The organism is Staphylococcus sp. MSU001 (assembly GCF_052976705.1).
In genome coordinates, this window is the sequence record NZ_JBRIKK010000001.1 from 1 (window position 1) to 22,668 (window position 22,668).

22 protein-coding genes and 1 pseudogene are annotated in these 22,668 nt (G+C 32.0%); 21 read left to right on the top strand and 2 right to left on the bottom strand.

The features are described 5' to 3' along the window. Positions 1 to 29 precede the first annotated feature (29 nt). Entirely contained in the window at positions 30 to 281 is a 252-nt protein-coding gene (rpsT, locus tag ACVBFA_RS00005; RefSeq protein WP_001831221.1) for a 30S ribosomal protein S20, read from the bottom strand. Positions 282 to 573: 292 nt separating this feature from the next. Between rpsT and lepA the strand changes: the two genes are divergently transcribed. From lepA to recO, 19 genes are all read left to right on the top strand, one after another. Continuing rightward, positions 574 to 2,397: a translation elongation factor 4 gene (gene lepA, locus ACVBFA_RS00010; RefSeq protein WP_002457751.1), complete on the top strand. Its 1,824-nt coding sequence runs from the start codon at positions 574 to 576 to the stop codon at positions 2,395 to 2,397. A gap of 117 nt (positions 2,398 to 2,514) precedes the next feature. Continuing rightward, on the top strand, positions 2,515 to 3,639 hold the full coding sequence (gene hemW, locus ACVBFA_RS00015; protein ID WP_002446570.1) for a radical SAM family heme chaperone HemW: 1,125 nt from the start codon (positions 2,515 to 2,517) through the stop codon (positions 3,637 to 3,639). A 99-nt stretch (positions 3,640 to 3,738) separates the two neighbouring features. Continuing rightward, positions 3,739 to 4,716, top strand: a complete 978-nt coding sequence (gene hrcA / locus ACVBFA_RS00020) for a heat-inducible transcriptional repressor HrcA (RefSeq protein WP_002446569.1) — start codon at positions 3,739 to 3,741, stop codon at positions 4,714 to 4,716. Positions 4,717 to 4,744: 28 nt separating this feature from the next. Continuing rightward, positions 4,745 to 5,377, top strand: coding sequence for a nucleotide exchange factor GrpE (gene grpE, locus ACVBFA_RS00025; RefSeq protein ID WP_002476265.1), 633 nt, complete (start codon positions 4,745 to 4,747; stop codon positions 5,375 to 5,377). Positions 5,378 to 5,432: 55 nt separating this feature from the next. Beyond that, positions 5,433 to 7,262, top strand: a complete 1,830-nt coding sequence (dnaK, locus tag ACVBFA_RS00030; protein WP_126122186.1) for a molecular chaperone DnaK — start codon at positions 5,433 to 5,435, stop codon at positions 7,260 to 7,262. 144 nt (positions 7,263 to 7,406) lie between these two features. Next, positions 7,407 to 8,528 (top strand): molecular chaperone DnaJ, encoded by a 1,122-nt coding sequence (dnaJ, locus tag ACVBFA_RS00035; protein ID WP_002446566.1) that lies wholly within the window; start codon positions 7,407 to 7,409, stop codon positions 8,526 to 8,528. A 3-nt stretch (positions 8,529 to 8,531) separates the two neighbouring features. Continuing rightward, on the top strand, positions 8,532 to 9,470 hold the full coding sequence (prmA, locus tag ACVBFA_RS00040) for a 50S ribosomal protein L11 methyltransferase (protein ID WP_002446565.1): 939 nt from the start codon (positions 8,532 to 8,534) through the stop codon (positions 9,468 to 9,470). A 1-nt stretch (position 9,471) separates the two neighbouring features. Beyond that, a complete protein-coding gene (locus tag ACVBFA_RS00045) occupies positions 9,472 to 10,224 on the top strand; it encodes a 16S rRNA (uracil(1498)-N(3))-methyltransferase (protein ID WP_002457746.1) in 753 nt (250 codons plus the stop codon). A 5-nt stretch (positions 10,225 to 10,229) separates the two neighbouring features. After that, the gene (mtaB, locus tag ACVBFA_RS00050; RefSeq protein WP_002457745.1) at positions 10,230 to 11,576 is read left to right on the top strand and encodes a tRNA (N(6)-L-threonylcarbamoyladenosine(37)-C(2))-methylthiotransferase MtaB; all 1,347 of its coding nucleotides are present in this window, start codon (positions 10,230 to 10,232) and stop codon (positions 11,574 to 11,576) included. Between the two features lie 125 nt (positions 11,577 to 11,701). Continuing rightward, entirely contained in the window at positions 11,702 to 11,878 is a 177-nt protein-coding gene (gene rpsU / locus ACVBFA_RS00055) for a 30S ribosomal protein S21 (protein WP_000048060.1), read from the top strand. Between the two features lie 860 nt (positions 11,879 to 12,738). Continuing rightward, positions 12,739 to 13,449, top strand: a complete 711-nt coding sequence (locus ACVBFA_RS00060) for an NfeD family protein (RefSeq protein ID WP_002446561.1) — start codon at positions 12,739 to 12,741, stop codon at positions 13,447 to 13,449. Positions 13,450 to 13,463: 14 nt separating this feature from the next. Beyond that, complete coding sequence (floA, locus tag ACVBFA_RS00065; protein WP_126122188.1) at positions 13,464 to 14,453, top strand: flotillin-like protein FloA; 990 nt, start codon at positions 13,464 to 13,466, stop codon at positions 14,451 to 14,453. Positions 14,454 to 14,468: 15 nt separating this feature from the next. After that, on the top strand, positions 14,469 to 15,152 hold the full coding sequence (locus ACVBFA_RS00070) for a hypothetical protein (protein ID WP_002487011.1): 684 nt from the start codon (positions 14,469 to 14,471) through the stop codon (positions 15,150 to 15,152). 290 nt (positions 15,153 to 15,442) lie between these two features. Next, positions 15,443 to 16,390 carry a PhoH family protein gene (locus ACVBFA_RS00075; protein WP_002475446.1) on the top strand — a complete coding sequence of 316 codons (948 nt, stop codon included), beginning with the start codon at positions 15,443 to 15,445 and terminating at the stop codon, positions 16,388 to 16,390. Next, positions 16,391 to 16,858, top strand: coding sequence for an rRNA maturation RNase YbeY (gene ybeY / locus ACVBFA_RS00080; RefSeq protein WP_002490014.1), 468 nt, complete (start codon positions 16,391 to 16,393; stop codon positions 16,856 to 16,858). Between the two features lies 1 nt (position 16,859). Beyond that, positions 16,860 to 17,216, top strand: coding sequence for a diacylglycerol kinase family protein (locus tag ACVBFA_RS00085; protein ID WP_002446556.1), 357 nt, complete (start codon positions 16,860 to 16,862; stop codon positions 17,214 to 17,216). After that, complete coding sequence (gene cdd / locus ACVBFA_RS00090) at positions 17,216 to 17,620, top strand: cytidine deaminase (protein ID WP_002446555.1); 405 nt, start codon at positions 17,216 to 17,218, stop codon at positions 17,618 to 17,620. The genes ACVBFA_RS00085 and cdd overlap by 1 nt, the downstream gene beginning before the upstream one ends. Next, positions 17,620 to 18,519, top strand: a complete 900-nt coding sequence (gene era / locus ACVBFA_RS00095) for a GTPase Era (RefSeq protein ID WP_002495735.1) — start codon at positions 17,620 to 17,622, stop codon at positions 18,517 to 18,519. Before cdd ends, era begins: the two co-directional genes overlap by 1 nt. Before the next feature lie 25 nt (positions 18,520 to 18,544). Further along, positions 18,545 to 19,306, top strand: coding sequence for a DNA repair protein RecO (gene recO, locus ACVBFA_RS00100; RefSeq protein ID WP_002446552.1), 762 nt, complete (start codon positions 18,545 to 18,547; stop codon positions 19,304 to 19,306). Positions 19,307 to 19,415: 109 nt separating this feature from the next. On the opposite strand, the gene ACVBFA_RS00105 is transcribed toward recO, so the two are convergent. Further along, entirely contained in the window at positions 19,416 to 20,807 is a 1,392-nt protein-coding gene (locus ACVBFA_RS00105) for a glycine--tRNA ligase (RefSeq protein WP_002446551.1), read from the bottom strand. A 335-nt stretch (positions 20,808 to 21,142) separates the two neighbouring features. Between ACVBFA_RS00105 and ACVBFA_RS00110 the strand changes: the two genes are divergently transcribed. Then, on the top strand, positions 21,143 to 21,766 hold the full coding sequence (locus ACVBFA_RS00110; protein ID WP_079994851.1) for a helix-turn-helix transcriptional regulator: 624 nt from the start codon (positions 21,143 to 21,145) through the stop codon (positions 21,764 to 21,766). A gap of 11 nt (positions 21,767 to 21,777) precedes the next feature. Further along, a pseudogene (locus ACVBFA_RS00115) lies at positions 21,778 to 22,597 on the top strand (pyruvate, water dikinase regulatory protein). The last annotated feature ends 71 nt before the right edge of the window (positions 22,598 to 22,668 follow it).

Below are 22,668 nucleotides of genomic sequence, written 5' to 3' on the forward strand. Positions count from 1 at the left end.
ATGTCCCAGCCTCTCTGTTTTAATAATTATTATTTATTAGCTGACATAAGTTTAGATTTAATACGGTCAGCTTTATTAGAATGGATTAAATTACTTTGAGATGCTTTATCAACTTGTTTGATAGCAAATCTTAATAATTCATCTTTGTTTTCAGCATCAGTAGAGATAGCTGTTTTAGCTCGTTTCACAGCTGTACGCATAGCGTTTTTCTTAGAAATATTTCTTTCTTCAGCTGTTTCAGTTGTTCTTACACGTTTGATTGCAGATTTAATGTTTGGCATTACTGTCACCTCCTAAAAGTGATCATAACTTATCAAAATTTATTTGATTACAACAAGAAATATTTTATCAAATGTCTTATATTTGTGCAATCATTTATTTAAAAGTAACTTCAATTGAATTTATTACTTTTTAATTGTTGGAATGAACTACTGAACTAGATATAATAGTTATGTTAGAATTTACATTTAATTAATTATGTCAAAGATATATTGCATTAAAGTAATAAAAACGTTACTATATCAAAGATACATAGAAGTGACAGGTTATAAAGATGAAAGCGAGAAGGATAAAATGGATAAGCAAGAACGATACAATAGAAGAGAAAATATTAGAAATTTCTCCATTATTGCGCATATAGACCATGGTAAATCGACATTAGCTGATCGAATTTTAGAGAATACAAAATCAGTTGAAACTCGAGAAATGCAAGATCAATTACTTGACTCTATGGATTTGGAAAGAGAACGAGGCATTACTATTAAACTAAATGCTGTTCGATTAAAATACGAAGCTAAAGATGGAGAAACTTATACATTTCATTTGATAGATACACCAGGGCATGTCGACTTTACGTATGAGGTTTCTCGCTCATTAGCTGCATGTGAAGGTGCAATTCTTGTAGTTGATGCTGCCCAAGGAATAGAAGCACAAACCTTAGCAAACGTTTATCTAGCATTAGATAATGATTTGGAACTTTTGCCAGTTGTTAATAAAATAGACTTGCCTGCAGCTGAGCCTGATAGAGTTAAGCAAGAATTAGAAGATGTTATAGGTATAGATCAAGAAGATGTAGTACTCGCAAGTGCTAAGTCAAATATAGGTATTGAAGAAATTTTAGAGAAAATAGTTGATGTTGTGCCAGCACCGGACGGTGATCCTGAAGCCCCACTTAAAGCACTTATCTTTGATTCAGAATATGATCCATACAGAGGAGTAATATCTTCAATTCGAATTATTGATGGTGTTGTTAAAGCTGGTGATAGAATTAAAATGATGGCTACCGGTAAAGAATTTGAAGTTACAGAAGTGGGAATCAATACACCTAAGCAACTACCGATAGAAGAATTAACAGTTGGTGATGTGGGCTATATTATCGCAAGCATCAAAAATGTTGATGATTCTAGAGTAGGTGACACAATTACTCTAGCTGAAAGACCTGCCGACAAGCCGTTACAAGGATATAAAAAGATGAATCCAATGGTATATTGTGGTCTATTCCCTATTGACAATAAAGACTATAATGACCTAAGAGAAGCTTTAGAAAAATTACAACTTAATGACGCATCTTTAGAGTTTGAACCTGAGTCTTCACAAGCCCTTGGTTTTGGATACAGAACTGGATTTTTAGGAATGTTACATATGGAGATTATTCAAGAAAGAATCGAAAGAGAATTTGGTATTGAACTCATTGCAACAGCGCCTTCTGTTATCTATCAATGTATTTTAAAAGATGGTTCTGAAGTTTCAGTTGATAATCCAGCACAAATGCCCGAAAGAGATAAAATAGAACATATTTATGAACCATTTGTCAAAGCTACGATGATGGTGCCGAATGATTATGTAGGTGCAGTGATGGAGTTATGTCAACGTAAAAGAGGTCAATTTATAAACATGGATTATCTTGATGATATAAGGGTTAATATTGTTTATGAAATTCCATTATCTGAAGTAGTTTTCGATTTCTTTGATCAACTTAAATCTAATACAAAAGGTTATGCTTCTTTTGATTATGAATTTATTGAGAATAAAGAAAGTAATCTTGTTAAAATGGATATATTACTGAATGGAGATAAAGTTGATGCTCTAAGTTTTATTGTCCATAGAGATTTTGCATATGAAAGAGGAAAAGCGCTTGTCGAAAAATTAAAAACATTAATTCCACGACAACAATTTGAAGTGCCAGTTCAGGCGGCTATTGGTCAAAAAATTGTTGCACGAACAAACATTAAATCTATGGGTAAAAATGTTTTATCTAAATGTTATGGTGGAGATATCAGTCGTAAACGAAAACTTTTAGAAAAACAAAAAGCAGGTAAAGCTAAAATGAAAGCAGTAGGCAATGTGGAAATTCCTCAAGATGCATTTTTAGCAGTATTAAAAATGGATGATGAATAATGTAGATGAATGGGGTATAGACATTCTTTATGTCTTACCTCATTTTATAATGTCTAGAATGATATAAGTATATAATGTGAAAACTATATAAATGATTAAAAGATTGGTGGTTATAAAGTGAGTGTAAAAAGTGCATATATTCATATTCCATTTTGCTATAGAATTTGTACTTATTGTGATTTCAATAAATACTTTATCGATAAACAGCCAGTCGATGAATACTTAGACGCACTTATTAACGAGATGCAAGTTGATAATAACAGAAATCTTGAAACAATGTATGTCGGAGGTGGTACACCGACAGCCTTGAATATGAGACAACTTGAGAAGCTACTTAAAGCAATTAATCAAACATTTACAATTAGCGGAGAATTTTCTTTTGAAGCTAATCCTGATGAGTTAACTTATGAAAAAGTTGTACTTTTAAAACAATATGGCGTAAATAGAATATCAATGGGTGTACAAACATTTAAACCTGAACTATTAAAAATTTTAGGCAGAACTCATAAAACTGAAGATATATATAATGCTGTTAGTCATGCCCGAAAAGCAGGTATTGAATCAATAAGTTTGGATTTAATGTACCATTTACCACAACAAACTATCGACGATTTTAAAGACAGCCTAGAACGTGCCATTGCATTGGATATTGATCATATTTCAAGTTATGGATTAATTCTTGAACCTAAAACCCAGTTTTATAATTTGTATAGAAAGGGACATTTAAAATTACCAAATGAAGATTTAGGGGCAGAAATGTATCAATTTTTAATGGATCGTATGAAAAACTCATCATTCCATCAATATGAGATTTCTAATTTTAGTAAACTTAATCATGAATCAAACCATAATAAAGTATATTGGTTAAATGAAGAATACTATGGCTTTGGTGCTGGTGCAAGTGGTTATGTAAACGGTGTACGTTACACAAATCTTAATCCAGTAAATCATTATATTAAAGCGATAAATGAAGGAAAAAAACCAATACTATCTGAAACATCTCCTACTTATAACGAAAGAATGGAAGAAGAAATGTTTCTTGGTTTAAGAATGAATCAAGGTGTTAGTAAAAGCCGTTTTAAGAAAAAGTTTAATAAATTAATCGATGAGGTGTTTGGTGAAACTATTAAAGATTTGAGGTGTAGGGGACTCATAAAAGAAGAAAGAGAATTTATATCTTTAACCGAACGTGGAAAAGTCATAGGTAACGAGGTTTTTGAAGCATTTTTGCTAAATTCATAAAAAGTTAGAAATTTTAGTGCTTTAACATTGACTTACTTTGACCAATTTGATAAATTATAATTAGCACTTGAGATAAAAGAGTGCTAATGAGGTGAAAACATGATTACAAAAAGACAATTAAGCATCCTTAATGCTATTGTTGAAGATTATGTTGATTTTGGACAACCGATTGGATCTAAAACTCTAATTCATCGTCATCACTTGGATGTGAGTCCAGCTACCATTAGAAATGAAATGAAGCAACTCGAAGAAATGCATTTCATTGAGAAGACACACACATCTTCTGGAAGGGTTCCATCTGAATCAGGGATTAGATATTATGTCAATCGCCTTTTAGAACAAACATCTCATCAAAGTCAAAACAAAATTCAACGTTTAAATCAATTATTAATTGAGAATCATTATGATAGTTCGACTGCACTTTCAAACTTTGCACACGAATTATCTATGAAATCTCAATATGCAACGTTGGTAGTCCGCCCGAATCACAAGCAAGATGTTATAAATGATATACATCTTATTCGTGCTAATAACCATTTGATTATTTTAGTAATGGTATTTTCTTCTGGACATGTTGAAAATATACATTTTGTATCGCATGCTCAACTAAATAATATTAATTTAAATAAAATAGCAAACTTTTTGACCGAACATTTCAGTTTTAATCGTAAAGTACTAACTCAAAACATCGAGTCTTACTTTAGTCAAAAAGAAGAGCTATTGCTTGCAAATGAAGTAGTTGAGATGATAAATTTACAAATTGGTAATCAAAGTAATAGCATTTATATGGGTGGAAAGGTTAAACTTATTGATGCGTTAAATGAGTCCAACGTTTCATCTATTCAACCGATTCTTCAATATATAGAATCAAATAAAATAACTGAATTATTAGAAGATATATCAACTTCTCAAATCACTGTCCGAATTGGTAAAGAGATTGATGATAGTTTAAGCGATATATCAATTGTGACTAGTCAGTATCATTTTGATGAGTCACTAAAAGGTCAAATTGCAGTAATCGGACCAACTGCAATGCATTATCAAAATGTAATTCAATTATTAAACCGTATATGGTAGTAATTGGAAATGTATTGGAGGTCAGACTATGTCAGAAAAAGATCAGTCAGTGAATAATACTGAGGAAGATATTAATGTAGAAACTGAAGACAATCAGAATGATAAAAACATTGAAAACTCAGTATCTAACACGGATAATAGTGAAGCTAATGCTAGCGATTCAGAAAATAATTCAGAAGAAAGTATCAAGGATGAAGAGTCAGAGTCTCAAGATACTAAAATTAAAGAATTAGAAAAGCTTGCAAATGATAATGAAGAAAAATATTTAAGATTATATGCAGAATTCGAAAATTATAAACGCCGAATTCAAAAAGAAAATCAAATTAATGCTACTTATAAAGCTCAAGGTGTTTTAACTGACATTTTACCGTCTATAGATAATATTGAGCGTGCACTACAAATTGAAGGTGATGATGAATCGTTTAAATCACTTCAAAAAGGAGTGCAGATGGTTCATGAAAGTTTACTAAGAGCTTTAAAAGACAATGGTCTTGAAGAAATTTTAGCTGAAGGTAAGGAATTCGATCCTAATTTACATCAAGCTGTCGTTCAAGATGACAATCCTGATTTTAAATCAGGTGAAGTTACTCAAGAATTGCAAAAAGGATACAAACTTAAGGATCGTGTTTTAAGACCCTCAATGGTAAAAGTAAATCAATAATTAGATTGAAAATACATTGAAATAAATAAAATGATTAAATTGGAGGAATTATATTATGGGTAAAGTAATTGGAATTGATTTAGGTACAACTAACTCTTGTGTTTCTATTTTAGAAGGAGATGAACCAAAAGTAATTCAAAACCCAGAAGGTGCACGTACTACACCATCAGTGATTGCATTTAAAAATGGTGAAACTCAAGTAGGTGAAGTAGCGAAACGACAAGCTATCACAAATCCTAACACTGTACAATCTATTAAACGTCATATGGGTACAGATTATAAAGTAGATATTGAAGGTAAATCTTATACACCACAAGAACTTTCAGCAATGATTTTACAAAACTTAAAAAGCACTGCAGAAAACTATTTAGGAGATACAGTAGACAAAGCTGTTATTACTGTCCCTGCTTATTTCAATGATGGTGAACGTCAAGCAACTAAAGATGCTGGTAAAATTGCAGGCTTAGAAGTTGAACGTATTATCAACGAACCTACAGCTGCTGCACTTGCTTATGGGTTAGATAAAACTGAAACAGACCAAAAAGTTCTCGTATTTGACTTAGGTGGGGGAACATTTGACGTATCTATTCTAGAATTAGGCGACGGTGTATTTGAAGTATTATCAACTGCCGGAGATAATAAACTTGGTGGCGATGACTTTGACCAAGTAATTATTGATTATCTTGTTTCAGAATTCAAGAAAGAGAATGGTGTTGATTTATCACAAGATAAAATGGCATTACAAAGATTAAAAGATGCTGCCGAAAAAGCTAAAAAAGATTTATCAGGTGTATCTCAAACTCAAATTTCATTACCATTCATTTCTGCTGGAGAAAATGGACCATTACACTTAGAAATTAGTTTAACTCGTTCTAAATTTGAAGAATTAGCTGATTCATTAATCAAAAAAACTATGGAACCGACTCGTCAAGCATTAAAAGATGCTGGTTTATCTACTTCAGAAATAGATGAAGTTATTTTAGTTGGTGGTTCAACTCGTATTCCGGCCGTTCAAGAAGCTGTTAAAAAAGAAATTGGTAAAGAACCACATAAAGGTGTTAACCCAGATGAAGTTGTAGCAATGGGTGCTGCTATTCAAGCTGGTGTAATCACAGGTGATGTTAAAGATGTGGTATTACTTGATGTTACGCCATTATCTTTAGGTATCGAAATTATGGGTGGACGTATGAACACATTAATTGAACGTAATACTACTATTCCAACATCTAAATCACAAGTTTATTCTACAGCAGCTGACAATCAACCAGCAGTAGATATTCATGTATTACAAGGTGAACGTCCAATGGCATCTGACAACAAAACTTTAGGAAGATTCCAATTAACTGACATTCCACCTGCACCACGTGGTGTACCTCAAATCGAAGTAACATTTGATATCGATAAAAACGGTATTGTTAACGTTACAGCTAAAGATTTAGGTACTAATAAAGAACAAAATATCACAATACAATCAAGCTCATCTCTATCTGATGAAGAAATCGATCGCATGGTTAAAGATGCTGAAGAAAATGCTGAAGCAGATAAAAAACGTCGTGAAGAAGTTGACTTGAGAAACGAAGCAGATAGTCTAGTATTCCAAGTTGAAAAAACAGTTAAAGACTTAGGCGAAAATATTAGTGATGAAGATAAGAAAAATGCTGAAGAGAAAAAAGATGCACTTAAAACAGCATTAGATGGTGAAGACATCGATGATATTAAAGCTAAAAAAGAAGAACTTGAAAAAGTAATTCAAGAATTATCTGCAAAAGTTTATGAACAAGCTCAACAAGCACAACAACAAGCTCAAGAAGAACAAGGTTCTCAAGATAGTACTGTTGAAGATGCAGACTTTAAAGAAGTTAAAGATGACGAAGATAAAAAATAAGTTTAGTATCTAACTTATAATTATCTATTAAGTTTTTAGTAAAAAAGTCAAAGTCAATCGATCATTGACTTTGACTTTTTATTTGGATATTAAGAAACAATTAGATAAACTATTCTTGTTAAACGTATAAAAGGAGAGGTAATTATGGCCAAAAGAGACTATTATGAGGTCTTAGGCGTAAGCAAAAGCGCTTCTAAAGACGAAATTAAAAAAGCTTATCGTAAATTATCAAAAAAATACCATCCAGATATAAATAAAGAAGAAGGCGCAGACGAAAAATTCAAAGAAATCTCCGAAGCATATGAAGTTTTAAGTGATGAAAACAAACGTGCAAATTATGATCAATTTGGTCATGACGGACCACAAGGTGGATTTGGTAGTCAAGGCTTTGGTGGCAGTGACTTTGGTGGATTTGAAGATATTTTCAGCTCATTCTTTGGTGGCGGTTCACGTCAAAGAGATCCTAATGCACCTCGCAAAGGTGATGACCTTCAATACACAATGACAATAACATTTGAAGAGGCTGTATTCGGGACAAAAAAAGAAATATCAATAAAAAAAGATGTAACATGTCATACATGTAACGGTGATGGCGCTAAGCCTGGTACAAGTAAAAAAACTTGTAGCTATTGTAATGGCGCTGGTCGTGTTTCTGTTGAACAAAATACTATTTTGGGTAGAGTTAGAACTGAACAAGTTTGTCCTAAATGTGAAGGTAGTGGACAAGAATTTGAAGAGCCATGTCCAACATGTAAAGGAAAAGGTACTGAAAATAAAACAGTTAAACTAGAAGTAACTGTTCCTGAAGGTGTGGATAACGAACAACAAGTTCGTTTAGCTGGAGAAGGTTCACCTGGGATTAATGGCGGACCGCATGGTGACTTATATGTGGTGTTCAGAGTTAAACCATCCAATACGTTTGAACGTGATGGAGACGATATCTACTATAATCTAGATATTAGCTTTTCACAGGCTGCACTAGGTGATGAAATAAAGATACCTACACTTAAAAGTAATGTTGTTTTAACCATTCCTGCAGGTACACAAACGGGTAAACAATTCCGACTTAAAGATAAAGGTGTAAAGAATGTTCATGGTTATGGTTACGGGGACTTATTTGTCAACATAAAAGTGGTTACACCAACAAAATTAAATGACCGTCAAAAAGAATTATTAAAAGAATTTGCTGAAATTAATGGTGAAGATATAAATGAACAGTCATCTAATTTCAAAGATAGAGCAAAAAGATTCTTTAAAGGAGAATAGTCAATGAATTGGATGGAACTCTCAATTGTAGTTAATCACGAAGTAGAATACGATGTTACAGAAATTCTTGAAAGTTATGGCTCTAATGGAGTTGTAATTGAAGATTCACATATTTTAGAAGAACAACCTGTTGATAAGTTTGGAGAAATTTATGATTTAAACCCTGAAGATTATCCTGAAAAAGGAGTTCGATTAAAAGCTTATTTTAATGAGTTCACTTATAATGAAAACTTAAAATCCAACATTAATCATGAAATATTGAATCTTCAGCAAATTGATAAAACAATTTATGATTATCAGGAAAAACTTATTGCCGAAGTAGATTGGGAAAATGAATGGAAGAATTATTTTCATCCATTTAGAGCTTCAAAACAATTTACGATAGTACCAAGTTGGGAATCATATGTTAAAGAAAATGATAACGAATTGTGCATTGAATTAGATCCAGGTATGGCTTTTGGAACAGGTGATCATCCAACTACAAGTATGTGTTTAAAAGCAATTGAAACGTTTGTAAAACCAACGGATTCAGTTATCGACGTTGGAACAGGATCAGGCATTTTAAGTATTGCTAGTCATTTACTTGGAGTTCAAAGAATAAAGGCATTAGATATAGATGAAATGGCTGTAAATGTGGCAAAAGAAAACTTTAAGAAAAATCATTGTGATGATGCAATTGAAGCAGTTCCAGGTAATTTATTAAAAAATGAAAATGAGAAATTTAATATCGTTATTGCAAATATTCTTGCTCATATTATTGAAGAAATGATTGAAGATACTTATAATACTTTAATTGAAGATGGTTATTTTATCACATCAGGTATTATTGAAGAAAAGTATCAAGATATAGAATCACAAATGAAGCGTATTGGTTTCAAAATTATTTCAGTAGAACATGACAATGGCTGGGTTTGTATAGTTGGTCAGAAAGTGAGTGGATAATTTGCAAAGATATTTTATGAATCAAAGCGCTGATGAAAATCAGTGCTTTTTTATTGAGAACAAAGAAGACTATCATCATATCGTGAATGTTATGCGTTATAAAGAAGGACAAAATATCATTGTCACTTTTTCAGATGAAAATGTATTTAGATGTAAAATTATTTCAATAAACGATCAATCGATTGAAATTAAATTAGAAGAAAAACAACAAATTAACACTGAACTACCTCAGAACATTACAATATGTAGTGGTTTAATCAAAGCAGATAAATATGAATGGATGATACAAAAAGCAACTGAAATGGGGGCAAACGAATTTATAGCTGTAGCTATGGAACGTTCTGTGGTCAAGCTCAATGATTCTAAAGTAGAAAAGAAATTATCGAGATGGCAAAAAATTATAAAGGAAGCTGCAGAACAAAGTTATCGTTTAACAATACCAAATATAAAATTTAAGTCGAATTTAAAAGAAATTTATGGTATGATAAATCAATATGACTATGTTCTTATAGCATATGAAGAACAAGCAAAGCACGGTGAATTAAGTCAATTTAAGCAAACAATTAAACAATTTAAGACACAGGACCGTGTTTTAATCATATTTGGACCTGAAGGTGGGTTATCAGATAGTGAAATTGCATTATTCGATGATGTAAGTACTATAGTTGGATTAGGTCCACGTATCTTGCGTGCTGAAACTGCACCTCTTTACGCTTTAAGTGCAGTAAGTTATGAAAAAGAATTATTGGGGTGAAGATTATGTCAACAGTTGCGTTTCACACATTAGGTTGTAAAGTAAATCATTACGAAACTGAGGCAATTTGGCAATTATTTAAAGATGCAAATTATGAAAGAGTAGAATTTGAAACAAATGCTGATGTATTTGTTATTAATACATGTACGGTGACAAATACAGGGGATAAAAAAAGTCGTCAGATAATTAGAAGAGCGATTAGACAAAATCCTGATGCAGTCGTTTGTGTAACTGGATGTTATGCACAAACATCATCTGCCGAGATTATGGAAATCCCTGGTGTTGACATCGTTGTAGGTACTCAAGACCGTCATAAATTGTTAGATTATATTCAACAATTTCAGGAAGAGAGACAACCTATTAATGGTGTAGGTAATATTATGAAAAATAGAACTTATGAAGAATTAGAAGTTCCTTACTTTACTGATAGAACGCGTGCTTCATTAAAAATACAGGAAGGGTGCAATAATTTTTGCACGTTCTGTATTATCCCGTGGGCACGTGGATTGATGCGTTCTAGAGATCCAGAAAAAGTAGTAGAACAAGCTACGCAACTTGTTAACTCTGGTTATAAGGAAATTGTCTTAACGGGTATTCACACTGGTGGTTATGGGCAAGACCTTAAAAATTATAATCTAGCACAATTGCTAAGAGATCTAGATACTATTGAAGGGCTTGAACGTATACGTATTTCTTCGATTGAAGCAAGTCAACTTACTGATGAAGTTATTGATGTCATTGGAAACTCAAATAAGGTAGTACGTCATTTACATATACCGTTACAATCTGGGTCTGATGATGTGTTAAAACGAATGAGACGTAAATATACGATGGCACACTTTTCAGAAAGATTGACAAAATTACATCAAGCATTACCAGATTTAGCAGTTACTAGTGATGTAATTGTTGGTTTCCCTGGAGAATCTGAAGAGGAATTCCAAGAAACTTACGATTTCATCGTAAATCATCATTTTTCAGAGTTACACGTATTCCCTTATTCTCCTAGAATAGGAACGCCTGCTGCAAGAATGGACAATCAAATTGATGAAGAAACAAAAAATGTTCGTGTGCACAAACTAATTAGTCTAAGTAATCAATTAGCCAAAGAATATGCTTCTAAATTTGAAGATGAAGTTTTAGAAGTTATACCTGAAGAAATGGGTGAAGAACCACAAACACTTGTTGGCTATGCTGACAATTATATGAAGGTAAGATTTGAAGGAGATGACTCATTAATAGGTCAAATAGTGAAAGTTAAGATAGTTAAAGCTAATTATCCAATTAATGAAGGCAAAGCAATACGTGTTGTTAAACATGCAACGAATCAATCTGAAAAAGAAGTACTTGTTTAATTAATAAAAAATTGTAAATTTTACTGATTGACCGTCATTTAGAGTTATATTATACTAATAACTGCATAGTTTTACTATGCAATGACTATAAAGTTCCGTTGATATTTGGAGGGAGGGAAATACAGATGTCTAAAACAGTAGTACGTAAAAACGAATCACTAGAAGATGCTTTACGTAGATTTAAACGTTCAGTATCAAAAAGTGGAACTATTCAAGAAGTACGTAAACGTGAATTTTACGAAAAACCAAGCGTAAAACGTAAAAAGAAATCTGAAGCTGCACGTAAACGTAAATTCAAATAATTAATAGCTCTGTTGACTCCCTCAACAAGAATGTTAATTATATATTAGGACAGAATTTGAATTGAATTCACAATTCACTGTTCTATCGAGAAATGAAGACTAGAACTGATTTATTTGTTTTTAACGTATTTCAGTTCTAGTCTTTAATTGTTAATAAGTCAAAACTTGGGACAATGATCGAGCTATCCCCAAATATCGGTAAAAAACACTTTCGTTGAATTCATATTAAATTGATTCATGCGAAAGTGTTTTTCTATTAAAAGAAAATCTTATTCGATAGAAACAAAATATCAAGCAGTTGAAATGAAAGTAGATGAGTATGATTTAAAACAATTTTGGAACCATTGAATATTCAAAATCAAACACAAGTCAAGTATTGTTAGCGATGATATTAAAATGCTGAAAGCTACACATTTTTTCAACATACTAGAAAATATTAGAAAAGATATAGAATTGGATATTAAAAAACTATAAGGTAATGAAAAAAGGTATCAGCAGTAATGATTGATTTAGTGGATCACTTAAAACTAAAATATCTGTCCAAATTAATAATAGAAGCCATGCGTATATCTAAATTACCATAATACCATGATAGAAAGTTTATAATCTTTTCAAGTGTGTGTTATTGATATGTCTCAGTTTTTTCATTTTTATGTCCGACTATACGCTTGTAACTGTAACAAACTGTTGCAACTATATTTAAATGCGTTTGAGTAATGGTTAAGATGCTTTGATTTTATATCGTCTTATATTGCGTTTTTATTTTACTAAATTAACATACTATTTTTATTATAGATATGTAAATGACTATATGATATGTTTCATTTCATGTATAATTATTTTGAGGGCGAGGTGAAAAAATGGATAACTTACATCTAATACATATGCTGTTTATGGCAAAACCTTTAAATGGGATGAATTGGGTTGAAAACCTTGCACAGTTTATCACTCAACCTTTTGTTTCTCTTATTTTCACTTGTATTATATTTATTGGCTTTTTATACCAACTATATTCAAAACGCATAAACTTAATGGGAATAATTGCATTACTTGCTTTACTACTTTTATTTTTAGCATTCCTAATTAATGGCGATGTCAATGTGATGTCAGTATTACTGTTTACAATTGGCCTCATACTACTCATCATTGAATTATTTGTTATAGGCGCTGTAATTGGTATGATTGGTATTATTCTAATAACACTAAGTATTATTATACTTGGTGACAATATTTTATTAATGCTTGGAAATGTTATAGTTGCATTAATATTATCAATTGTAGAATGGGTGATTTTAGTGAAAATATTCAATAGAAAAATTCCATTTTTAGATAAAGTTATTTTAAAGGATTCAACAAATTCTGAAGCAGGTTATCGTTCACATGACGACCGCTCTCATCTTGTAGGAAAAACCGCACATACTGTTACCGATTTAAGACCAGCAGGAATTATAACTTGTGAAAATGATCGAATAGACGCAGTATCTGATGGATCATTTATTTTACGTAATCGACAAGTTAAGATTCTTGAAGTGGAAGGTACACGTGTTGTTGTTAGAGAAATCGAAAAATAAAAAGGAGCGATTTAATGTTTAGTATTGGTTTTATAATCATTGCAGTCATTATAGTAGTTGCACTACTCATTCTGTTTTCATTTGTTCCGGTCGGATTATGGATTTCAGCACTAGCTGCTGGAGTACATGTTGGAATAGGCACGCTTGTGGGGATGCGTTTAAGACGAGTTTCACCAAGAAAAGTTATCGCACCTCTGATCAAAGCGCATAAAGCTGGTTTAAACTTAACTACAAATCAACTTGAGTCTCATTACTTAGCAGGTGGTAATGTTGATCGTGTTGTTGATGCAAACATTGCAGCACAACGAGCTGATATCGATTTACCATTTGAGCGAGGCGCTGCCATTGATTTAGCAGGTAGAGATGTATTAGAAGCAGTACAAATGTCAGTTAATCCAAAAGTTATTGAAACGCCATTTATTGCAGGTGTAGCTATGAATGGTATCGAAGTTAAGGCAAAAGCTCGTATTACCGTACGCGCTAACATAGCAAGACTTGTTGGTGGTGCTGGTGAAGAAACAATCATTGCTAGGGTCGGAGAAGGTATAGTATCTACAATTGGTTCTAGTGAGCATCATACAGAAGTGCTCGAGAATCCAGATAATATTTCAAAAACTGTACTAAGTAAAGGTTTAGACTCTGGAACTGCATTCGAAATTCTCTCTATCGATATTGCCGATGTTGATATTAGCAAAAATATCGGTGCTGATTTACAAACAGAACAAGCACTTGCTGATAAGAACATTGCACAAGCAAAAGCAGAAGAACGTCGCGCAATGGCTGTTGCTTCTGAACAAGAAATGAAAGCGCGTGTTCAAGAAATGAGAGCTAAAGTTGTTGAAGCTGAATCCGAAGTACCTTTAGCTATAGCGGAAGCATTAAGATCAGGTAATATTGGAGTTAAAGATTATTATAACCTTAAAAATATTGAAGCGGATACAGGTATGAGAAATGCAATAAATAAACGCACTGATCAAAACGATGATGAATCACCACAACAATAATGAAGAGGTGATAAGATGAATATTGGCATTATCATTTTCATCATATCTGTGATAATTACAGGTGTTAGCGCATTACGAGATAAAAGTCACGAGGACAGACAAAATCAAAGACCCAATCAAAAACCCTCAAACGAGCAACCTCAAGAAGGTGGTTTCTTTGAAAAATTAGAAAAAACTTTTAAAGAAATTAGTGACGAATTAAATGATGAACCTGAAAAAAAACAGAGTAAACCTTATGAAACTTCATTACCACCACTGAATAAAGATTGGAATGAAAAAGAAAAGAAAAACACATCACATCCTAAAGAAAGACAAAATACTTCACAATCTAAACGTCAAACAACGTCTACTCATGAACATCAAAATATTCCTCAGCCAGATAAGACAACATCACGAGATGATAATTATGAAAAACTTAAGCAGGAACTTGAACAAGATGTAACTAAAAATTTAATTGATGTACGGAGAGAAATTGATAAAGAAAAAGAAAAGCAACTTGTTATGATTGAGAGAAAAGCGCAAGACATTATCAACGATAAATATCTCTCAGAAAGAACAAAGCGATATCGATTAAAACAACTACTAAATTCTAGGAATGTTGAGAAAAACATGTCGCACTCTGCCTTTCAATATGATAGTGATGAAGTTATTAATGGTATTATTTGGTCAGAAATTTTAAGTAAACCAAAACAGCTTTAATTAGTTTTAATTTTTCAAACATTAATCTAAATATTTAAGTATATAAGAGAGTATATTGTAATTTATTACGATATACTCTCTTTTTAGTTTGTCTAAAAACAGGTATTTTAGTAAAATTTAATTAAGATTTAAAATGAATTTTAGCTATGAATGATAATAAGAGTTTAATTCATCATTTATTCATAGCAAGCATGATACAATATTGATGTATCAAGCTATATTTTATATTATGAAATTTATCTCATGTTGATGAAAAATTAAATTTACGTAACTTGAAAAGGAGCGCGTTTATGCCAGGAATAATTCAAATTGACGATATTAATCAATCTCAAGCTTTAATAGGAAATAATGATGAAAACCTAAAAGCGATTGAAGCACATTTTAATGTCGTAATACATGCTAGAGGTCAAGAAATTGCTGTTAAAGGTGAAAAGCTAGAGCATGTTGAAAAAGCAGAATTAGTTCTAAAAAATTTACTTAAAGTAATTGAATTAGGTAATACAATTACGCTTAAAGATGTAGAAGCTGCTATAAAAATGGCCGACAATAATACAATTCATCATTTGTTAGATTTATACGATGAAGAAATTACAAAAGATGCTTATGGTAAAACAATTCGTGCTAAGACTATGGGACAACGTATATATATTAATGCTATGAAGCGTAATGATTTAGTATTCGGCATTGGTCCAGCTGGAACTGGTAAAACCTTTTTAGCAGTCGTATATGCGGCTAAACAACTACGTAAAGGATCTGTTAAGCGTATTGTTCTAACGAGACCTGCTGTTGAAGCAGGTGAATCTCTAGGATTTCTACCAGGTGACTTAAAGGAAAAAGTAGATCCATATTTAAGACCCCTTTACGATGGGTTAAATACTGTTTTAGGTAGAGAGCAAACTCAAAGACTCATCGAACGTGGTGTAATAGAAATTGCACCATTAGCATATATGAGAGGTAGAACCCTAGATGATGCATTTGTTATATTAGATGAAGCTCAAAATACGACACATGCACAAATGAAAATGTTTCTTACCCGCTTAGGATTTGGATCAAAAATGGTTGTCACTGGTGACCAAACTCAAATCGATTTACCAAAAGGGGTAAAAAGTGGTTTAAAAGAAGCGGTAAAAAAACTAAGTGGTGTCAGTGGCATAAGTATTATGAAAATGGATCAAAGCGATGTAGTTAGACATCCACTTGTAAGTAAAATTATTAATCGTTATGAAGGAGTTGAATAAATGTTTACTATAGATTTTAGTGACCATACAGGTCTAGTAGAATCGTCTTGGTTTGACCAAATAGATCAATTATTAACATTCGCTAAAAAGAAAGAAAATATTCATAATGATGCCGAATTATCAGTAACTTTTGTAGATAAAGAGGAAATTCAAAATATAAATAAAGTATATCGTGACAAAGATAAAGTTACTGATGTCATCTCATTTGCTCTAGAAGAAGATGAACCAGAAATAGATTTCAATGACTTTGATATACCACGTGTTCTAGGTGATATTATTATATGTACAGATGTTGCCAAAGAACAAGCAGAAAGCTACGGACACTCCTTTGAGCGTGAATTAGGATTTTTAGCATTACATGGCTTTTTACATCTGCTAGGATACGATCATATGAATGATAATGATGAAAAAGAAATGTTTGGTCGACAAGATGCTATACTTAACGAATTTGGTTTAACTAGAAATTAATATGAAACGTTTTAAATATGCATATGAGGGTTTTCGCGCAATTTTAAAAAAAGACCAAAATTTCTTATTCCACATTTTAGCGGCTGTAATAGTTATCATATTAGGAATTGTGTTAAATATTGATCGTATAGATTGGATATTAATCATTGTAGCTATAGGACTTGTTTTAAGTTTTGAAGCTATTAATACCTCAATTGAATTTGTTGTCGACTTAATTACCACTGATTATCATGAATATGCAAAATATGCTAAAGATATAGCTGCGTTTAGTGTTGTCATCGTTTCAATCGTTTCAATATGTATTGGGTTAATTGTTTTTATACCATATATATTAGAAATATTTAAGGGAGGAATGTAATGAGTTATCAATCACACTACTTTAAAGAAGTCCGAGAGGCACAAAAAAATGCTTACGCACCATACAGTAACTTTAAAGTTGGTGCTTATTTAAGAACGAAAGATGGTCGGTGTTTTCACGGAGCAAATGTTGAGAACGCTGCATACCCGATGGGGATATGTGCAGAAAGATCAAGTTTAGTAAGCGCTATATCAGAAGGTTATCAACCAGGTGATTTTGAATCCATTACAGTTACTGTCGATGCTGATAAACCCTCGTCCCCATGTGGCGAATGTCGCCAGGTGATGATGGAACTTTGTGATAAAGATATGCCTGTATATATGACCAATCAAAACGGAGATATGATAGAAGCTACAGTTGGTGAATTATTACCATTAGGATTTTCTGGAAAGGATTTAAATTAATGACAGAACATAAATCAGGATTTGTTTCAATAATCGGTAGACCTAATGTAGGTAAATCTACCTTTGTAAACAGAGTAATAGGACATAAAATTGCTATTATGTCAGATAAAGCTCAGACGACTAGAAATAAAATACAAGGTGTGATGACGAGAGATGATGCTCAAATCATCTTTATCGATACACCTGGTATCCATAAGCCTAAACATAAATTAGGAGATTACATGATGAGAGTAGCTAAAAATACACTTTCTGAAATTGATGCTATTATGTTTATGGTTAATGTAAATGAAGATATAGGTAGAGGAGACGAGTATATAATGGAAATGCTAAAAAACGTCAAAACACCTATATTTTTAGTTTTAAATAAAATTGATTTGGTTCATCCAGATACATTGATGCCAAAAATTGAACAATATCAGTCATATATGGATTTTACAGACATAATTCCAATTTCTGCTTTAGAGGGGATGAATGTTGATCATTTTATTGATGTATTAAAATCTTTTTTACCAGAAGGGCCTAAATATTATCCTGACAATCAAATTTCTGACCATCCTGAACAATTTGTAGTGAGTGAAATCATTAGAGAAAAAATTCTACATTTGACGAGTGAAGAAATTCCACATGCAATTGGTGTCAATGTCGATCGTATGATTAAAGAGGATGAAGATAGAGTACGTATTGAGGCGACAATTTATGTTGAAAGAGATTCACAAAAAGGTATAGTAATAGGTAAAGGTGGTAAAAAGCTTAAAGAAGTAGGTAAACGTGCACGTAGAGATATCGAAATGTTACTTGGCTCGAAAGTTTATCTTGAATTATGGGTGAAAGTACAACGTGATTGGAGAAATAAGGTTAATTTTATAAGACAAATTGGATATGTTGAAGATCAAGATTAATCAATAGAAGGTTGGTGATCAACTGATGCTAATGAAACAAAAGGGCATCATTATCAAATCTGTTGATTATGGTGAGTCAGATAAAATCATTACAATATTAAATGAATACGGAGCTAAAATACCACTAATGGCCAGACGAGCAAAAAAAGTTAAGTCTGGATTTCAAGCAAATACACAGCTTTTCGTATATGGCTTATTTATTTATAATAAATGGCGAGGCATGGGAACACTAAATTCTGTTGATGTGATTAATCAACATTATGAACTCCAACTCGACTTATTTGAAAGTAGCTATGCATCTTTATGTGCTGAAACAATTGACCGATCAATGGAAGAGAATGAGGTTTCAAAATATAATTATGACTTGCTTCAATTTGTTCTTTCCAAAATTAACGAAGGAACTCCAGCACAATTAATGTCTGTAATCGTCTTATTAAAAAGTATGTCTAAATTTGGATTCACAGCTTCATTTGATCACTGTGCAATTACCGGCATTCAAGATCAATCAAAACTTATAGCGTATAGTTTTAAATATGACGGTGCTATTTCAGAATCTGCATTATATCAGGATCAACATGCTTTTCAGCTCTCTAATCGCACCTTATATCTTCTTAATATCCTACAGCAATTACCCATAAGTAAGATAAATCATCTAAATATTCAGCAAGACATATTAAATGAAATGTCTGAATTACTTATCATGCTTTATCGTGAGTATGCTGGTATGTTTTTTAAAAGTCAAAAATTAATAAACCAATTAAATAGATTAGAAAAAGATTCATTGTGAAAAGATTTCAGAATAAATTTATCATAAAAAGCTCCTATCTGCTGTTGTTAAAACTTAAGATAGGAGCTTTATTCATATTCAAAATTTTTACTTATAAATAAATAGTACACTAAAATTTAACTTTGTCAGCTAAAAATGTTTCTAGTTCTGATATTGGCATACGTACTTGTTCCATACTATCTCTGTCACGCACTGTTACTTGGTTGTCCTCTAATGAGTCAAAATCAAAAGTGATACAATATGGTGTACCTATTTCATCTTGACGACGATAACGTTTACCAATAGATTGTGATTCATCAAAGTCTATTGCAAAGCTAGAGCTTAGCTGTTCAAAAATTTTAATAGCTTCACTTGATAATTTTTTACTCAATGGTAGTACCGCCGCTTTATATGGTGCTAAAGCTGGGTGGAAATGCATAACTGTACGTGCATCTTTACTACCCTCAACACCTTCTTCAGCATACGCGTCACATAAAAATGCTAAAGTCACGCGATCTGCACCAAGAGATGGTTCAATACAATAAGGAATGTATTTTTCGTTAGTTTCAGGATCGTGATATTTAAAATCTTCACCTGAATGTTCACTATGTTGTCTTAAATCAAAGTCTGTACGACTCGCAATACCCCATAGTTCTCCCCAACCAAATGGGAATTTGTATTCAATATCAGTAGTAGCATTGGAATAGTGTGATAATTCATCTTCATCATGATCTCTAAGGCGCATATTGTCTTCTGAGATGTTTAAATCTGTTAACCATTCACTTGCAAAAGTTTTCCAATAATTTTGCCATTCAATTTCTTCACCAGGTTTACAGAAGAATTCAAGTTCCATTTGTTCGAATTCTCTTGTTCTGAAAATAAAGTTTCCTGGTGTGATTTCATTACGGAATGATTTACCAATTTGACCAATACCAAAAGGTAATTTTTTACGCATAGAACGTTGAACATTTTTATAGTTCACAAAAATACCTTGAGCTGTTTCAGGTCGTAAAAATAATTCATTAGTAGAATCTTCAGTAACACCTTGGAAAGTCTTGAACATAAGATTAAATTGACGGATATCAGTCCAGTTTGCAGTCTTACTGACCGGACAAACAATTCCTTCATCATCAATAATTTTTTTCATTTCATCAAAACTTAAGCCATCTGCTATAAAGTTTTCGTCACCTTTTTCATTTTGCATATAATCTTCGATTAATTTATCTGCACGATAACGAATTTTACTGTCCTTATTATCAATCATAGGATCATTAAAATTTCCTAAATGTCCTGATGCTTCCCATGTTTTTGGATTCATAAGAATCGCAGCATCAATACCTACATTGTATGGTGATTGCGTAATAAATTTTTGCCACCAAGCTTTTTTAATATTATTTTTTAATTCAACACCTAACGGACCATAATCCCATGTATTTGATAATCCACCATAAATATCACTACCAGGGAATACAAATCCTCTATGCTTCGCAAGTTGTACAATTGTATCCATATTTTTAACCATAAAAGCCTCTCCTTATACATAAAAACGCCCCAAGACAATACACATAGATTATGCAATATTATCTTGGGACGAGTTTAAATTATTTAAAACACATTGTTGAAATAACATGTGTTTATTTACATTTCAACCCGCGGTTCCACCCAAATTAGTGTAAACACTCGCTTTTATAAAAATTTAATCATATGCCAAAATATGTTTGTTAAGCTCACACCATCCTTAACTCGCTTATTAATAATTCTAATTGAAATAATTTTTAATAGCAAGTGTTTATATGTATTTGTAGCAATTGAAAATAAAAGTTATAATGAGTAAGTATTAAAAAGGGGTGAAGACCTATAGAATTAAGTCAAAGACAAGAACAAATAATAGAGATTGTTAAATCGGAAGGACCTATCACGGGCGAGCATATAGCTGAAAAAATCAATTTAACTCGTGCTACATTACGTCCTGACTTAGCTATACTCACGATGTCTGGTTTTATAGAGGCACGTCCTCGAGTAGGTTATTTCTATTCTGGTAAATCTAAAAATAAAATCATAAACGAAAAATTACGAAAATATGTTGTAAAAGATTATATGTCGCATCCTGTTGTCATAAAAGAAAACATGACTGTTTATGATGCTATATGTACCATCTTTTTAGAAGATGTCAGTACATTATTTATTACAAATGAGAATAACGATTTTGTAGGAGTATGTTCTAGGAAAGACTTACTTCGTGCCTCAATGATTGGTGAGGACATACATACAATGCCTATCAGTGTAAATATGACTAGAATGCCTAATGTTTCATATTTAAAAGAACAGGAACTCGTTATTTATGCTGCAAACCAAATGATTGATAAGGAGATAGATTCATTACCAATTGTTAGACCTAAAGAAAACGACAAATTTGAAGTAATAGGTCGCATCTCTAAAACAACAATCACTAAATTATTCGTTTCATTATTTAAAGAATAGGTGGTAAATACATGGATAATATAAAGATAATTGTTGCCTCTGATTCAATTGGTGAAACTGCGGAACTCGTTGCAAGAGCAGGCGTTTCACAATTCAATCCTAAACAATGTAAGCATGAATTCCTTCGATATCCATATATCGAATCATTCGAAAATGTTGATGAAGTCATTCAAGTTGCTAAAGATACGAATGCAATCATTGTTTATACATTAATAAAACCCGAAATTAAAAAGTATATGATATCAAAAGTCAATGAACATGCATTGAAATCTGTTGACATCATGGGTCCACTAATGGAATTGTTATCGAATTCTATAGAAGAAACACCTTATTATGAACCTGGGATGGTTCATCGATTGGACGATGCTTATTTTAAAAAGATCGATGCAATCGAATTTGCTGTTAAATACGATGACGGAAAAGATCCTAAAGGATTGCCGAAAGCAGATATTGTGTTACTTGGCATTTCAAGAACATCAAAAACACCTTTATCTCAATATTTAGCACATAAAAGCTATAAAGTAATGAATATTCCAATAGTACCTGAAGTGACTCCCCCAGACGGTTTATTTAATGTTGATCCATCAAAATGTATTGCGTTAAAAATTAGTGAAGAAAAATTAAATCGTATACGTAAAGAGAGATTAAAACAATTAGGATTAGGTGACAAAGCTAGATATGCAACTGAAGCAAGAATTCAGGAAGAATTAGATTACTTTGAAAAGTTAGTCGATAAAATTGGTTGCCCTGTTATTGATGTTTCAGATAAAGCCATTGAAGAAACAGCAAATGATATTATTCATTTTATCAAAAAAAAATAAATCGAAATGATTTCTTTTCCAATAAATTGAAGGTATAATAATAGAACTTTAATAAGATTGCTATCTTAGAAATGAATGTAT